The 13,842-nt window shown below is 73.0% G+C and carries 12 protein-coding genes; 3 read left to right on the forward strand and 9 right to left on the reverse strand.

Going from position 1 to position 13,842, the window contains the following annotated elements:
* Window positions 1–495: 495 nt before the first annotated feature.
* From AB7V09_RS08170 to AB7V09_RS08205, 8 genes are all read right to left on the reverse strand, one after another.
* Window positions 496–1,794: a thiopeptide-type bacteriocin biosynthesis protein gene (locus tag AB7V09_RS08170; protein WP_419143444.1), complete on the reverse strand. Its 1,299-nt coding sequence runs from the start codon at window positions 1,792–1,794 to the stop codon at window positions 496–498.
* Window positions 1,791–4,433 (reverse strand): lantibiotic dehydratase, encoded by a 2,643-nt coding sequence (locus AB7V09_RS08175; RefSeq protein WP_419143445.1) that lies wholly within the window; start codon window positions 4,431–4,433, stop codon window positions 1,791–1,793. Before AB7V09_RS08175 ends, AB7V09_RS08170 begins: the two co-directional genes overlap by 4 nt.
* Window positions 4,430–5,665, reverse strand: coding sequence for a PqqD family protein (locus AB7V09_RS08180; protein ID WP_419143446.1), 1,236 nt, complete (start codon window positions 5,663–5,665; stop codon window positions 4,430–4,432). The genes AB7V09_RS08175 and AB7V09_RS08180 overlap by 4 nt, the downstream gene beginning before the upstream one ends.
* Window positions 5,666–5,764: 99 nt before the next feature.
* Window positions 5,765–5,968, reverse strand: coding sequence for a thiocillin family RiPP (locus tag AB7V09_RS08185; RefSeq protein ID WP_075375698.1), 204 nt, complete (start codon window positions 5,966–5,968; stop codon window positions 5,765–5,767).
* Window positions 5,969–6,187: 219 nt separating this feature from the next.
* Complete coding sequence (locus tag AB7V09_RS08190; protein WP_419143447.1) at window positions 6,188–6,925, reverse strand: hypothetical protein; 738 nt, start codon at window positions 6,923–6,925, stop codon at window positions 6,188–6,190.
* Entirely contained in the window at window positions 6,915–8,750 is a 1,836-nt protein-coding gene (locus AB7V09_RS08195) for a bacteriocin biosynthesis protein (RefSeq protein WP_419143448.1), read from the reverse strand. Before AB7V09_RS08195 ends, AB7V09_RS08190 begins: the two co-directional genes overlap by 11 nt.
* A 1-nt stretch (window position 8,751) precedes the next feature.
* Window positions 8,752–9,471 carry a cyclodehydratase gene (locus tag AB7V09_RS08200; protein WP_419143449.1) on the reverse strand — a complete coding sequence of 240 codons (720 nt, stop codon included), beginning with the start codon at window positions 9,469–9,471 and terminating at the stop codon, window positions 8,752–8,754.
* A 71-nt stretch (window positions 9,472–9,542) separates the two neighbouring features.
* On the reverse strand, window positions 9,543–10,943 hold the full coding sequence (locus tag AB7V09_RS08205) for a YcaO-like family protein (protein WP_419143450.1): 1,401 nt from the start codon (window positions 10,941–10,943) through the stop codon (window positions 9,543–9,545).
* Window positions 10,944–11,207: 264 nt separating this feature from the next.
* Here AB7V09_RS08205 and AB7V09_RS08210 point away from each other — a divergent pair, with 264 nt between their 5' ends.
* Window positions 11,208–11,933 carry a response regulator gene (locus tag AB7V09_RS08210; protein WP_419143451.1) on the forward strand — a complete coding sequence of 242 codons (726 nt, stop codon included), beginning with the start codon at window positions 11,208–11,210 and terminating at the stop codon, window positions 11,931–11,933.
* Window positions 11,934–11,976: 43 nt separating this feature from the next.
* Here the strand turns inward: AB7V09_RS08210 and AB7V09_RS08215 are convergent, their stop codons facing one another.
* Entirely contained in the window at window positions 11,977–12,978 is a 1,002-nt protein-coding gene (locus AB7V09_RS08215) for a hypothetical protein (RefSeq protein WP_419143452.1), read from the reverse strand.
* Window positions 12,979–13,124: 146 nt separating this feature from the next.
* On the opposite strand from AB7V09_RS08215, the gene AB7V09_RS08220 reads away from it, so the two are divergent.
* A complete protein-coding gene (locus AB7V09_RS08220) occupies window positions 13,125–13,406 on the forward strand; it encodes a metal-sensitive transcriptional regulator (protein WP_009406821.1) in 282 nt (93 codons plus the stop codon).
* 84 nt (window positions 13,407–13,490) lie between these two features.
* The gene (locus AB7V09_RS08225; protein ID WP_314135367.1) at window positions 13,491–13,760 is read left to right on the forward strand and encodes a heavy-metal-associated domain-containing protein; all 270 of its coding nucleotides are present in this window, start codon (window positions 13,491–13,493) and stop codon (window positions 13,758–13,760) included.
* The last annotated feature ends 82 nt before the right edge of the window (window positions 13,761–13,842 follow it).

Genomic DNA, 13,842 nt, shown 5'->3' on the forward strand with positions numbered 1-13,842 from the left:
GTCCGGGGGTTCGTGCAGTATGCACAACCCCCGACCAATACACCCCCACCCTCGTGCAGTAGGCCGCTCTGAAGAAGACCCTGCTCAGATCATCATCGAACCATGACTTCTGGGTCCCCTGCGCGAGCACCTGAAGGGACCAGGCAGGGACCGGTGGGGTTACCCCCGAGGTGAGAGAACCTGAATGCGCCGCCAAGAACCTGGCGGACTCACTCCCCGCACAGCCACGTGTCCACAGCGCTGACATCAGCGCGCCAGCCCTCGAAGCGCCTGGCACAGATCGTTGGAATCCCGCGGTCTCTTCTCAGGCTGGAACGTCAGTGCAGTGTTGATGTCAGCACCGTGGACACTTCCAGGCCTTCATCGACACTCCACGGCCCTTCATGAACACCTCATCGACACTTCATACACACTTTCGGGCCCTTCATCGACAATCAGGGGCCTTCTCGTGGGCACCTCGCGCGGTTCTGGGTTCCCGGGCGCCGCTGCGCCCGGCTACCCGACGGCGGCTGAGGGCTGGGCCGGGGGCACGGCACCCCCGGTCAGGAGCTGGCGGGCACACAGCCCGGCGATGCACTCCTCGGCCGGGTTGAGGCCGAGCCGGTTGACGTCGATGTGCAGCAGGTCCAGGGCCCGGCGCCCGCCGGTGCCCGCCCCCATGACGCCGATGGCGCGTCCGGCGTCGTCGGCCAGCTCACCCACGGCCGCCGCTGCCTGACTCCAGGACGGGATCTCATCGAACTGGAACTCGATGACCTCCAGCAGCTGCTGAACGATCGGTCCCAGGGCACTGCCGTCGCGCAGGTGCGCGGGGAGCCGCGAGCCCCACATCCGCAGGTGGGCGGAGAGCAGCTCGGCTTCGGGCAGTGGCGCACTGCGGGCAGCCAGCGCCAGGAACCGCGCCGCCAGGGCCGCCCGCGGCACCGGCCTCGGGATCTGCCAGACCTGGTGGTCCAGGCACCATCGGCTCGAGACGTAGAAATGCCGCTCGGCCTCCTCGACGCCGGCCACTCCCCCGTACTTGTCGTACTCGGGGCCGTAGACGCCGAAGGTGATGCCGGGCCGGCTCACGCCGATCCCCCCGGTCATCGGATCGGAGACGAGACGCTCGACCGTGCGCGCCTCGGTGCGCTGGGCCACGGCCCCCAGCTCGCGCATGCTCGCGTAGGCCTCATCCAGGACGCCCTCGACGGCCTTGAGCCGCAGCCGGATGTGGTGGCCGCGCAGGTCGACGAAGCGCAGGAAGTGCGCCGAGCGGATGTCCCACTGGCCGCGGGCCCGATCCAGCCACTGGGCGACCTCGGGCAGCAGGGCGTCGGTGTCGTCCCCGCCGGCGCAGTAGATCCGCGCATACAGCCAGCCGACCCCCTCACGCTGACCGGCCATCGCCGCGCCCCGCTGGCGCATTGCGCTGTGCTGGGCACGCAGGGTGCCGAAGTCGGCGGCCGCCATCTCCAAGGGCTGGATCCCCGGGATCGAGCCGCCAGACTGCGACGTCGCGCCCCCCAGGCGGACCATTCCGGCCTGGCCGACCATTCCGGCCTGACCGGCCTGACTGGGCTGGCCCACCTGGCTCGCCTGGCCCACCTGGCCCACCTGGCCCACCTGGCTCGCCTGGCCCACCTGGCTCGCCTGGCCCACCTGGCCCACCTGGCTCTCCTGCCCGGTGCGCTCCGCCTGCTCACTGGCCCGCGAGCGCCCCCCGAGCCAGCGCAGCCTGCGGGAGCGGATGAGCCGGCTGGGCTGGTTGCGCTGCTCGCGCCGGCTGAACTGGACGTCGTCGTGCGTGCTCATGCCATGCCTCCCAGGTTCTTGGGCCACTGGAGTCCCACCAGGTACTCGGCCACCGTCGGCTCACCGTCCTGGGTGAGCCCCAGGGCCTCACCGCGAGCCGGCAGGGCCTCGACGAAGCTGATGTGGGCGGCGCCCGGGTCGATCCAGCCGCGCAGCGCCAGCAGCGACACCGGTGAGGTGAGGTCCACGTAGCGGGGCTTGTGCTGGTCGAAGGTGGCACCCTGGGAGGGCATGTGCTGGTGGACGAACACCTCCGTCGGTATGCCCCACTGCTTGCGCAGGTCGTCCATGTGCAGCAGAGTCGTGGTCAGGTCGCGGTCCATGAGCGGGGCGATCTGGCGGGCCGGGAAGGTCCAGGACTCGCGGCGGGTCACCAGGCGGCCGGCCACGTTCCGCTCGGAGTGCATCACCTCGTCGGGCAGGGGCCCGCTGAGGTCCCGACGGCGGCTGGTCCAGTGGTCCGCGAAGGGGGGCAGCCGGGACCAGGGATCGCTCAGCAGCACCAGCCAGGACAGGTAGCCGCCCAGGAGGTACTGAGGGGTCAGGCCCAGGTAGGCCAGTCCCACGGGCCCGGCGTCGTCCGCCAGGAACAGGGTGCTGGTGGCCGGGTCGTGGACGAGCCGCAGGGAGCTGAGGGGGACCGCGTCCGGCGCCCCCGGCTCACCGGGCAGCCCCAGCGGCGGCAGGAGCCCGCAGGAGACGGCCTGACCGGTGTTGCACTCGGTGCTGGCCTGGATCTCCAGGACCCTCTCGGTGCCCCAGGAGGTGCGGATCCGTGTGGCCAGGCGCTCCCGGAAGCCGGAGCCCAGGAGCCGGTGGAAGCGGGCCTGGAGGGAGCCGTTGGCGTTGGTGAAGGCGTTGACGACGGTCAGGCCCCCGCCGGCGGCGTAGGTCCGGGCGCTGGGGGCCACCGGCTGGAGGAAGGCGCCCAGGTGCCTGGGCGAGCCGGAGAGCCCGCCGGACAGGGCAGCGCGCTCCTCGTCGGGGCCGGCGGCGTAGTCGAGCCCGGCGGCGCGCAGCATCTCCTGGTCGCCGTCGGGGGCGTGGGCGATGGTCATGAAGAAGGCCAGCGGGTCCTTGCACACCCCGCCGTTTCCGAACAGGGAGACGAAGCGGGCCACCATGAGGTCGTAGATGTGGGAGCGGGCCACCCAGGGGTCGGCGAGCTCGCCCAGGGTCTTGACGTCCTGCTCGAAGGGGGCGTCCTCGAGAGGGTCGACCCAGCTGCGGGTCGACTCGCAGTCCTCGTAGAGGAAGCCGCTGGGACGCTCGCCGAGCTCGCCGTCGGGGAAGACGCGCTCGGCCAGGCGCACCGTGCGGTTGAGGAGCTCGGCGCGGCCGGGCCCGTCAGCGGCGCCGACGGCGTCGTCGAGCCGGGCCAGCCAGGCCAGGTCCTTGCCCCACTGGCGCTGCTGCTCCGGTGAGAGCGAGGCGGCCAGCAGCGGGAAGGGGTTCTCCCCGCGGTACCAGGGCACGTGCGGCACGATGGCGCCGGAGGCCAGCAGCCGCTCCAGGCGCAGGCGCGGGTCGGTGCCGCCCACGCGCTCGCAGGCGTCGCGCACGCTGAGCACGGCGTGCATGCCGCCGCCGGTGAGGGCGTCGTGGGTCTCCTGGAGCCAGCGGGCGGGCTGGATGGTCTCCTGGCGGAAGACCATGCCGTTGCCGTACTCGTGCTCGCCGACGACGGTCAGCGCCTCCGCCTCGACCTCCCGGGAGGGGTACTGGCCGTAGGCGCCGGCCGCGTCCGGGCCGGGGGCGGCGCTGTAGGACCGGCGCACGGGGGCGGGCTCGAGGTAGAGGGCGCCGTCGGCGGCCAGGTCCTGGGCGGTGGCGCTCAGGATGCGGTACGCCAGGTGGGTGGCCACCATGCGGTGGCTGCGCCCGGTGGAGGGCTGGCCCGCCTCGTTGACGGTGGTCAGTCCCGAGAAGGGGCTGGTCTTGAGGGCGGCCCGGGTGGCCAGGGTGTAGAGGGTGCGCAGGACGCGGGGGTCCTCGAGCCGGCGGCCGCGGGCGGCCAGGGTGGAGACCAGGGCCGGGGCGGCAATCGCCAGGGCCTCCTGGTAACCGGGCTCGTCGAGGCCGGCCGCCAGCAGCTCGCGACTGCGGTCCAGGTCGACGTCGACCAGGACGGCCAGGCGGGCTCGGGTCTCCTCCTTGCGGGCCACCAGGGCGTCCCAGCGCTCCAGCAGCGCGCGCAGCTCGGCGGGCAGGGCCGCCAGGACCTCCTCGGACAGGTCGGTGGCGCGCCCCTGGAAGACGCAGCGCTTGGCGCGCAGGACCGGGCGGCGCTCGGCCTTGTCCAGGGTGGGGACGATCTCGTAGAGCGGGTCGAGCAGCTGGTCGGCGGCGCCGTCAAGCACCTCGTCGAGCCGGCGCAGGTAGTCCAGGGTGCCGATGACGGCGGCGCTGGTCTCGGGGACGGCCCGCACCGGCAGCCCGCCCAGGCGCACGAGGGTCGGCAGGGCCACGGCGGGCTGGGCCAGGGCCGGGGGCTCCGGCTCCGGTGCCGGTACCGGCGCTGGTACGGCGGAGGTCGGAGCGGATGGGATGGGCTCCCCGGGGGTCACGGCGGATACGGGCTGCGGCTGTGGCTGTTGGGAGGGGGAGGCACCGGCACGAGAGAGAACCGGCTGCGTCATAGGAGGAAACCTTTCAAGAGGGCGTACAGCCAGTAGCCTATCCATACAACGCTCATCACGAAGGCCACCAGTCCGAGAAGAGAGCACGCCAGCCCGTAGATGAAGTAGCCCCAGCGCACCGCGGGCCGCATGACGGCCAGACCCGGCGGCAGCGGCTGGCGCGTCAGGACGCAGCGCAGCACGAACATGGAGCGCCCGCGCAGGTTGACCGAGCCGGTGGCCGCCTCGACCGCGGCGACGCCGTCGGACTGGGTGAGGGGGTTGAGGTTGGTGACGAGCATGGTGAGCTGGAAGGCGCACAGGGTCAGGGCCACCTGGCGCACCGTTCCCGTCGAGGCCCAGGCGACGGCCGCCTCCAGTCCGCAGACGACGCCGTCGGAGAAGATGCCGGCCAGGGCCAGCATGGTCAGCCCGCTCCGGGAGCGCACCCGGTAGGAGTCGGTGCGGTCGACGTAGGCGATGGGGATCGCCCAGAACATGAGCGCCACCCCCAGTCCGCGGATGGGGGTGCCCAGGTAGCCGGCGACGATGGCGTGCCAGGACTCATGCAGCAGGATGCTCACCAGCTGGATCGCCACCGCCGTGACGAAGACCAGGACCCCCGGGCGGGGGCCCCCGGCCAGGGAGCTGAGCGCCATGGCCCCGGCCGCGTAGCCGCAGGCGGCCAGCGCCAGGAATACCCAGCTGAGCGCGGGGGCCGGCAGGCGCTGGAGCAGGGTGACAACGGGAGCGACGATCCGGTGGTACTTGCGGGCGATGATGATGCGGGGCAGCCACCAGCCCCCGCTGCGGCGGGGCCTCTCGACCTTGAGGTGTCGGGCCCGGCGGGGCTGGGCGGTGTGGCGTCCGCGGCTGCGCCTGGTGCGCACCGGGGCCGCCGAAGCGTCGGGGGCGGCGGGGTCGGCGGAGGCGGGGTCGCCGCCCGCCAGGAGGCCCTTGTCGCGCAGGTTGTCGACCAGGCCCGTGATGCGCTTGGCACCCGCCTCGTCGATGTCCTGGGGCAGCTCCTCGATGATGGTCGGCAGGGGGCGCACCCCGTCGAACTGGCCCACGATGAAGGCGGCGGCCGCGCCGAGCCGGTGGTACTTGCCCGAGTCGGAGTCGAACAGCATCGGCTGGTTGTCCATCCCGACGATGAGGCTCACCCCGCGGCGCAGGCGCGGGATCGGACTCGTCGGGCGGCTACCAGGGATCGTCGGCGTTGTCCTCGCCGTACTCATCACCGTGCTCATCGTGGGCTCTTGGCTCCCTCAGGTCGGTTCACGGGGCTCCGGGGTACCACCCAGTGGCGGGCAGGGGACCGAAGTCCCCTACCCGCCACCATGGGGTCGTCAGCAGGACGTCGTCGACGCGCTGGCAGCGCAGGCCGGGCACGAGGCCGAGGCCGCGCTGGCCGGGCACGAGGCCGAGGCGGCGCTGGCCGGACAGGACGCGCTGGCGTGGCTGAAGGCACAACCCAGGGCGTTGCCCTCAGGCAGCTCCTCGACGCCGAAGTCACTGTCGGCGAGGGTGAGATCAATCGAGCTGTTCGTCATATGCTGTTCACCTCCTTCTCTCAGGTGTCTGGTGGGCAGGAGCGGGGTCCCTTTCGGGCCCCGGGGGTCCGGTCTGCCGGGACCGGGCCCCAACCCCGCGAACGGGGTGGTCCGTGGAACACTGGGGAACTCTGTGACGCGGTATGCAGTTCTGGGTCCGTCTGGCCGGCGGTGGACCAGCGGATGGGCCGACGGCGCTCGCAACCAGCGCTGCCGGGACTAGCCGGCCGCCTGACCTGGCGGTTCTGTCTGCGGACTGGCGATGGTGACGGCGAACATCTGGTGGCGGCTGACGCCGTCGGAGTCCAGCAGGTGGCGCACCGCCGAGGTGGCGAAGCCGGCGAAGACCGTCCCCACCAGTCCCCGAGCGGCGGCGCGCAGGTGCAGCGAGTAGATGAGGGCGGCGCTGCGGCTCATGGTGAACCGGTAGCCGGCGGCCCCGCCCCAGGCGTCGGCCTCATCGAGGTTGGCGGCCGCTGAGACGATGGCTCCGGCGCGGGCGAACTCCTTCTGCACCGCCATGCCCTCGATCTCCTCGGCCGGCGGCAGGGGGCGGACGAGGTCGACGCCGTCGAGCCGCACCCGGTAGATGCCGGGCTCGGCGCCGCGCGGGCGCAGCAGGAGCACGAAGGGCTCCAGGGGGCAGGCCACCGCGTCCTCCCCCCAGGTGCGTGCGTCGTCGGTCAGGGCGTCGCGGACCATGCCCAGGAGGGCCTCGGCCTCGAGCGGCTCGGTGCCGTAGGTGGTCGACGACGAGCGGCGCTCGAAGGTCTCGTGCAGGCTGTGGGGGTAGGGGCCCTGGGGGCCGGGGACGAGCGCGTCCGGCACCCGGCAGTCCAGCGGCGGGCGCGGGCGGCGCGCGGCCAGGCCGTCGGAGGACGGCTCGGCGGGGCGAGTGTCCGTTCCGGCAGAGAAGCCGGCGATGAGCTCGCGCAGCGTCTCGAAGTCAGTGCGCACGGCGGCCTCCCAGGTCGACGACGATGCAGGCCGGCTCCCGGGCCGGGTCGGTGCCCAGTGCTCGGGCGATGCGCTGCTCGTCCCAGCGGGCCCGGGCGCGCAGCGGCACCCCGAGGGCCTCGGCGACCAGGCGGATGACCTCGAAGGAGCAGCCGCAGTCCTGGACCGCGATGCGCAGGGCGAAGGAGAAGTACTTGCGGGCCACCTTGTCCACGTTGCCGGTCAGGACGATCCGGGCGCCGACGCCGTCGGGCGGGAGATCCGGCCCGGCCTCCGTCGCGGCATCCGTCCCTGCGTCCGTCCCGGTGTCAGCCGCCGAGGGGGCGGGGCCGATGAGGGCCAGGGCGTGGTCGCGCTCGATGTAGACGTAGGTGCCGGGGGCGAGCCGCTGCCCGGCCGCCGCCCCCGAGACCTCCTGGCCGCTCTGCTCGTGCTCGGGGATGAGGACGTAGGCGGTCACCGAGCCGATGTTGCCGCCGGCGGCCGTCCAGCGGCGCAGCTTGGCGCTGGGCGGGGCCTGGGCGGCCTCGGCCGACTCCGGGCCGGTGGGTTCGGCGCCGAGCGGCTCGCGCACACCCACCGACAGCGCCAGGATCGTGGCGAGCTCGCCCAGGGTGGGGCGGGTGACGACGTCGGGCTCGGCGCCGTCGTCGGTGAGCGGGTGCGCGATCGGCCAGGGCTGGTCGAGGCGCCCCAGGTCGGCCGGCGGCAGGAGCGTGCGCGGGCAGACCGGCCAGTCGCGGAACTCGCGCTGGAGGCGCAGGTTGGAGGGCTTGTAGTGCTGCTGGTGGCCCTTGGAGTCGACGAAGGCGGCCGGCGGGATGGCCACGGACTGCTCGTAGCGGGCCCCCACGGGGGCCGAGGGCGCCACCGGCACCGGCTCCTCGCCCTGCCCCGCCACCGAGCAGACGGGGCAGCCGGGGCGGGAGACGACCGGGCGGTCGGAGTAGGTGAAGGTGGCCAGCTCGGTGCGCCGCGCGTCCCCGGGCAGGTGGGTGACGGTGGCGCGGGCGATGAGGGCGGCCACGGCCCGGGCGGCCAGACCGACGATGATGTCGTGGCGGGCGGCCTCGGGGCGCGGGCCGATCTCGGGCTCGTCGGCGCAGGCGCAGGCCAGGCAGGGTGAGAAGGCCTCATCGACGTAGGGGCCGACCGTCACCGCCTCCTGCTCGGCGCGCACCCGCAGCAGCGCGATGCCCTCCTCGCGGCAGCGGCGCGCCACCTCCGGGGAGCGGGCCGCGGACTCGGCGGTCTCGATGAGGACGGTGAGGGTGTCCCCGCGGCGGGGGGCGCTGTCGAGCCGCACCTCGGGCAGGGTGGGCTCCAGGGCGGCGACCATCTCCCCGGCCAGCTCGGCGTCCCCGACGACGGCGACCCGGGCGGCGGCCAGGCGGCGGGCGGCGTCCTGCCAGGAGTCGTTGACGCCGGTGGAGTCGCCCAGGCGGGAGAGCAGCCGCGCCAGCTCGGGCGCCGGATCCCCGGGGGCGGGCTCGGTGTCGCCCTCCTCGACGATGCCGCCGGTCCACAGCAGGGAGACGGCCTCGAAGGCGGCCTGGGGGCCGACGCCGGTGACCTCGCCGATCTCCTCGAGGGTGCGGGTGCCGTCGCAGGCCTGGAGCAGGGGGCCCATGTGCTCGCGGGCGAAAGCCCCACCCAGGACCTGGCTCTTGCGGGCGCCGTCGATGATCCAGCCGGTCTCCTCGGGCCGGGCGCGCAGCCCCAGGCGGACCACGGGCCGGCGGGGGATGCGGAACTGCAGGTCACGGCGGGCGGCGCGGCCGACGTCGCCGGCGCGCATGACGGAGCCTGTGGCGTCCCCGGCCATCTCAGGCCACCTCCTCACGTCGCCCGGGCAGGAGGGCCGCGAGCGCGGGCAGGCCGTCGCGGCGCCTCTCGTAGCGTCCCGAGCAGGTCTCGCAGCGGTCCACGGCCACGGTCGGCGAGCAGGTGGTGATGCCGGAGACGAGGTCGATGGTCCACACCCGGCCGCCGATCGGGGCGACGTCGTCGGCGCCCTCCAGGGCCGGGTCCTGGGGGCCGGGGGCGTCGAGGGTCTGCAGGGCCAGGGAGATGAGGCCGGCGCCCAGGAGCACGTGGTGGTGGCCGTAGGCCTGCTCCAGCGGGCCGTGCTCGGAGACGACCTCCGGGGGCAGGGGGCGGTAGCCGTGCTGGCGGCGGCGCCGGTCGTAGCAGCGGTAGCAGGCACTGCGGCCGGGGACCACGAGCGGCCCGCAGCGCAGCTCGGTGGGGAAGAGCTCCAGGCCCAGGGAGGGCATGGACCGGGTGAAGGACAGGGTGTCGAGGTCCTCGCGCAGGCCGGACTGGTCGGGGTCGGCGATGAGGACCGCGCGGTCGGCGTAGGGGATGTAGGCGCTGACCAGCCCGTGGTCGACCGGGATGATGACGTCGCTGGGCCCGGCCAGACGCGAGGCGACGGCGCGCGCGAACCCGCCCTGGGGCAGGTAGGCCGTCACCGGCCCCGTGGGGGCCTGCGGCGCCGGGTGCTGTTCCGGCTGCGCGTCCGGTGCGGGCGGCGTCGTGCTCATGTCGGGTCGGGGCTCCTGGGTGTCGGTCGGTGAGGCGGTCGCTGACGTGGACGGTGGTGCGGACATCGGGCTCAGGCGAAGGGCTGGCGGACGGGGTTGATCCCCGCCTCGTCGTGGACGGTCAGGCCCATCGCCCGGGGCGCCTGGTAGAGACGGGGCGTGGCCAGGTAGCGGGCGTGGTGGCTGAAGGACAGGGGCATGGCCTCGGGGATGAGGGCCTTGATGACGTGCATGCCGACCTGGCGGGCCTCGTCGGTGGTGATGTCGACGACGATCGCCTCGGCGCCGGCCCGCTCCAGGTTGGTGACGACCTGCTCGAGCGGGTCGGGGCCGGCACTGCCGTCGCTGCCGCCAGGGCCGGCACTGCCGCCTGCCCCGGGCCTGGACGCCGGGAGGGTACCGATCTCATCGAGGGCGTGGACGGGCCGCTCCCCCTCCAGGAGGAAGTCGAAGACGTGGCGCATGGACAGCTCGGCGTCGGCCAGGGCGCCACCGACGACGGTGAGGTCCTGCCCCTTGATCTCCTGGGCGCGCGGACCGCGGGCGTGGCTGCGCAGGGCGATGCGCAGGGAGGCGAGCTCGCGGTAGATCTTGGCCAGCGCCCGCTGCGGGTCGATGTCGCAGGTGGCGGCCACCACCTGGGCCAGCTCGGGGTCGACCTGGGAGGTCTGGACGGCGTAGAGGGTGGGGACGCCGTAGTCGGTGGTGGCGTCGAACAGATGGGTCTCCAGCTCGGTGGAGGTGCCGACCCGGTGGTACTCGGCGGCGGCCTCCCCCAGGGTGGAGGGGTCGACGGCGACCGCGGGCAGGCGCAGGCGCTGGAGCCAGGTCAGGGCGATGGAGTCGCGCTCGATGACCTCGAGCAGGCCACCCAGGACCGCCTCGCGCAGGTCGGAGTGCGCGGCGGTGCCGGTGGAGATGGGGTTGACGAACTGCTCGGAGGGGGTGCGTACCGGGAAGTTGAGGTACGTCAGCACCGCTGGGACGAAGACCTCACGGCCGCGGGTCAGGGACCAGCCGCGCACCCAACGCAGGGGGACGCGGGGGTCTGAGGCGATGAGCCCGCAGTCGGGGTCGGCCAGCTCGGTGGCCGAGCACGCCGGCCAGCGCTCCGGTCCGATCGCGGCCTCGCCGAGACCGGCGGGGGTGTCCCACACCAGCTCCTCCTCCGTCCATGAGCAGCTGGAGTAGCGCTCCATCGTCTCCACAATCGCGATGTGTCTGGCGCGATCGGCGTCGATGGCCCCGCCGGCCCCGTCGAAGTTGCCCGCCTCGGCACGGTGATTCCAGGTGCGCTGTGACCTCAGCGCCTCAGAGGGATCACCCAGAAGACCGGTCCAGATCGCGAAGACCGGCTCTCCGGCCGCTTGGGGCAGCTCGGTGGAACGGGAAACCAGGCCGAAGGGAGACTCGAGTGACGCAGCACGAGCCAGTGATGGCGCGACGCCCTCAATGAGCGCAGAGCGATACACGGACCCTCCTTCCTGGGAACGACAGAGGAGGCACACTTGGGGAAGTGCCGTTGGCCATGAGCCTGCCGGAATCCGACGGGGCCTCGCATCGCCCTTTGATCTATTGCTTTCCTCGCCGTTTGGATGGCTCCCTCCACCTTTTGTCGGGGCGCGTCTGAGGGTGTTTACACGGCGATCATCTTTTTTCAGGTAGTTTGTTCACTGTTCCCAGCAGACCGCGCCCCCCACTGATCGCGGACTGCACACATCTGCCCAAGGAGACTCATGTCTTCCCAGATTTCTCCCGATTGTGTCGGCCTGGCCCTGGTCGACGACGACGCGATGGCCCTGGCCCATCTGGAGTCCTATTTCTCCGACGTCGAGGACTTCACGATCCTCACCGCAACGCGCTCACCTCGCGCCGTCCTGCGATTTGTGCAGTCCCATCAGGTCGACGTCCTCATCACCGATGTCCACATGGAGCACATGGACGGCGTGGAGATGACCAGGGAGGTGCTCCGCCTCTCGCCGTCGACCCGGGTCATTCTGCTGACCACGGTGGACACCGACGAGGACCTCCTGCAGGGCCTGGGAGCCGGGGCCAGCGGCTTCCTGCTCAAGAGCGCACCGGCTGAGGAGATCATCGCGGCGGTGCGCACGGTCCACTCAGGGGCGAAGGTCGTGGCCCCGACGCCAACGACGCGCCTGATCAACTACGCCCTGGCCTCCGTACGCGGCGCGGACGGCAGCGTCCACCTCTCGCAGCGGGAGCGCGACGTGCTCCGCCTCCTGTGCGAGGGGGCCTCGAACCGCAAGATCGCCTCCCTGCTGGCGATCGCCGAGGCGACGGTCAAGTCCCACATCACCGGCCTGTTCCACAAGACCGGGACGGTCTCACGCCTGGAGATCGTGGTGTGGGCCTTCAAGCACGGCTACGCCTCCAACAGCCCCATCACCATCCCGGCCGCCGGCGCCCCGAGCGCCTCAACCCCGGGCTCCGCCGCACCCTGAGGCGCGACCACTCCCTGGGACCGCGCCCCCGCCCCCTTGCGTCTCAGCCGTTGAGGGCCCGGATGACGATGAACAGCAGGGCGAAGAGGATCCAGCCAATGATCTTGGCCGGGCTCGTGCTGGACGGCGACGACGGGGCCGACCTCCTGGCGCTGCGCGAGGAGGCCGGGGCGTTGTAGCGCCCCACCCCGAAGGAGGCGCCGGGGATCCCCGGTGCACCGGAGGGCGGCGGAGGTGCGGACGGCAGGCCACCACCGGCCGGCGCCCCTCTCACGGCCCAGGGGTCGGCCTCCACCCGGCCCGGGGCGGCTCCGACAGGCCCGGCAATCCCGACCGGCCCGGCGATCCCCGGCACCGGGTAGGGCGCCGCGGGCGCGAAGCGTCCGGGCGGCATCGGGGCCGGGGGCGCAGGCATCGTCACCGCCGGCCGCTGCGGAGGCGGGGCGGGGGCCTGCGTAGCCCGGGCCGCGGCTGTGCGCGAGGCGGTACGGGCCGGAGCGGTATGGGCGGAGGCGGTGTGCGGCCTGGCCGTACGCCGGCTCGACGGCGCCCGTCGCCCACCCTTGCCGTTGCGAGCAGCCGCACCGGTGGGCTCGGTGGGATCGGCGTCGGCGGGTTGGTGGCCCGAGCCGTCGTCGTCGAAGAGCGGTGAGCCCATGAGCGGGTCACCCAGGACGGAGCCGAAGGGGTCCTCACCCAGGCCGATGTCGGAGGGCTCCCAGCCCGTGGGCGCCAGAGACACAGCATCATCCGCGTCGTCAGCGCTGCCAGAGCCGCCCGTCCGAGCCACCGCGGCCTCGGGACCGCGGCGCCCGGAGCCGGCGGAGGCTCCCCCCATACGGCTCACCCAGGCGCGCAGCTCCGGGGAGCAGCCCGGATTGTCCGCGATGACGCCGCGCAGGTCGGGACGGTTGCCGGCCAGCACCATGAGTCGCCCGGCACCCGCCCTGGGGTCCCGGGCGAGCTGGAGATCGGGGTCATCTGGCGTCCGGGGCACCGCGTCGGGGTCGGCGGGGCCGGGGGCGGCATGGGCAACGGCGGTCATGACACGAGCATCCCACGTCACCCTCCGCCATGTGCCGGATCCGCGCCCATCCAGCCGGTCGCCGCCAACCATATACCCCTCCGGGGTATTTGACACCCCTACCCCCTAGGGGTATGGTCGATCCCGACCGAGACAACGGAGGAGAGATGGCCGGCTACACCGGATCCAAGGAGGACTACCTCAAGCGCCTGCGCCGCATCGAGGGGCAGGTACGGGGCATCTCCCGCATGGTTGAGGAGGACGTCTACTGCATCGACGTCCTCACCCAGATCTCCGCCGCCACCAAGGCCCTTCAGGCCGTCAGCCTCGGCCTGCTGGAGGACCACATGAGCCACTGCGTCCTGCACGCCGCCCAGGCGGGTGACGAGGAGGGCACCGCCAAGATCCGCGAGGCCTCCGACGCGATCGCCCGGCTCGTGCGGTCCTGAGCACCACGGTCCGCTCCACGGCGGACCATCTGGTTTCCGATCCGATCCACCCATTTTCCGCACACGCCTCCCAAGGAGTGAGAGATGACTGAGTTCACCGCCGACGGTATCGACCGCACCACCACCCTCAAGGTCTCCGGACTCACCTGCGGCCACTGCGTCGCCCACGTCACCGAGGAGCTCGAGGCGCTCGACGGCGTCAAGGACGTCGCCGTCCTGCTCAACAAGGGCGGGCAGTCCACCGTCACCGTGCTCTCCGATATCCGCCTCGACGACGCCGCCCTGGCCGAGGCCATCGACGAGGCCGGGGACTACACCCTCGACGCCGTCGAGCGCGACGACCGCGAGCGCTGAGCCCGGGAGAGTCCCCGTCGACGCCCGAGACCCGGGTGCCGACGGGCGGCAGCGGACGCCAGCAGACAGCACCGGACGGCAC

It is taken from the genome of Actinomyces sp. SKVG-SVH-4(1) (genome assembly GCF_048514265.1).
In the GTDB taxonomy this organism is placed as follows: domain Bacteria; phylum Actinomycetota; class Actinomycetes; order Actinomycetales; family Actinomycetaceae; genus Actinomyces; species Actinomyces oris.